Here is a 1406-nt window from a genome sequence, read left to right on the forward strand (position 1 = left end):
GTTCAGACGAAGGCCGCTTCTGCGTACGGCAGTTACCGGACCGAGTGATCAAGTTCGACGCACCATTCGACGCCGGACGTTAAAGATCAAGCTAGTGCTGAATTCCGCTTTCGGTGGGTATAGCTGCTGGTAGCGGGGTGGTTGCGGGTGCTCGGGGGCGGGTGCTGGACGATGGTGTTACGGGCACGGCCGGGCCGTGACGAGGGCGAGCAAGCGGTGGTCCACCGTCTGGCGGCTGCCAGGAAGGCGCCGAAGGTGCTGGTGGAGCGGTGCCGGATGGTGGAGCTGAGCTGGGACGGCTGGCTGGTCCCGCAGATCGCCGACGAGCTGAGGTGCAGTCGGAAGACCGTGCGCCGCTGGCTGCACCGCTTCAATCGCTTGGGGCTTGAGGGCCTGGAAGATCTGGGCGGGCAGGGCCGCAAGCGACGGATCACCGAGGCCGAACGCTCCCGGATCATCGCGATGGTCAAGCAGGCCCCGCCCGGCCGGCTCGAGGTGCAGCCGTCGAACGAGATGTGGGCCGCGGACGAGTCGGGACCCTCGGAGTGGACCTTGGACGCACTGGCTGCCGCCGCCCGGAACCTGGGAATCGAGGTCAGCCGCTCCCAGGTGCGCCGCATCCTGCTGGCCGAGGGCGTGCGCTGGCGGCGCACCCGCTCGTGGACGCGCTCGAGAGATGCGGACTTCGAGGGAAAAGGACACGGATCGTCGAGCTCTACACCAGCCCGCCCGCCGGTGCGACGGTCGTCTGCGCCGACGAACTCGGCCCGGTGATCCCACGCACCTTCCCGCCGGCACCGGGCTGGTCACCGGACGGACACCGCATCAAGAACGAGATCGACTACTCCCGCGGACCGGAGAAAACCTGGGTCTACGGCGCCTTACGCGTCCGCGACGGCCAGGAGCTCACGATGACCGCCACCTCCCGCAACAGTGCCTTCTACCAGCAGTTCCTTCAGCTGGTAGAGGACGCCAACCCCGTCGGGGACATCTATGTGATCACGGACAAATCTGTCCTCGCACAACAGCGTGTCCACCCGGACCTGGCTCGAGGACCACCCCCGCATCAGGCACGTGTTCATCCCGGTCGGCGCCTGCTGGCTCAACCTCCAAGAGGGCTGGTGGCGCATCTTCCGCAAGACCGCCCTGGCCGGCCGCTCCTTCGGCGACCGCGACCACATCACCCACGCCACCGAAGTGGCCACAGCCCAGCTCAACGCCCGCGCCCGACCCTGGATCTGGGGCAGACCCGCACCGCCCACACGGCACTTGCGCCTCCGATATGTGTACGCCCTTTGAGAAACGCTGCACTAGTACTGCAACGGTGCTTGTGCTGATTGGTGGGCAGGTTTATGGGCTGTGTCCGCGTCGCCTGTAGTGGCTGATGCGGGCTTGGTGTTGGCGTC

2 protein-coding genes are annotated in these 1406 nt (G+C 66.9%); both read left to right on the forward strand.

Going from position 1 to position 1406, the window contains the following annotated elements; translation table 11 throughout:
- The first annotated feature begins 171 nt into the window (after positions 1–171).
- Positions 172–774, forward strand: a complete 603-nt coding sequence (locus ACZ7NC_RS45635) for a helix-turn-helix domain-containing protein (protein WP_471498386.1) — start codon at positions 172–174, stop codon at positions 772–774.
- Positions 775–1029: 255 nt separating this feature from the next.
- Positions 1030–1299 carry a hypothetical protein gene (locus tag ACZ7NC_RS45640; protein WP_471498389.1) on the forward strand — a complete coding sequence of 90 codons (270 nt, stop codon included), beginning with the start codon at positions 1030–1032 and terminating at the stop codon, positions 1297–1299.
- Positions 1300–1406: the final 107 nt, after the last annotated feature.

This window comes from Streptomyces sp. NPDC111802 (assembly GCF_055634335.1).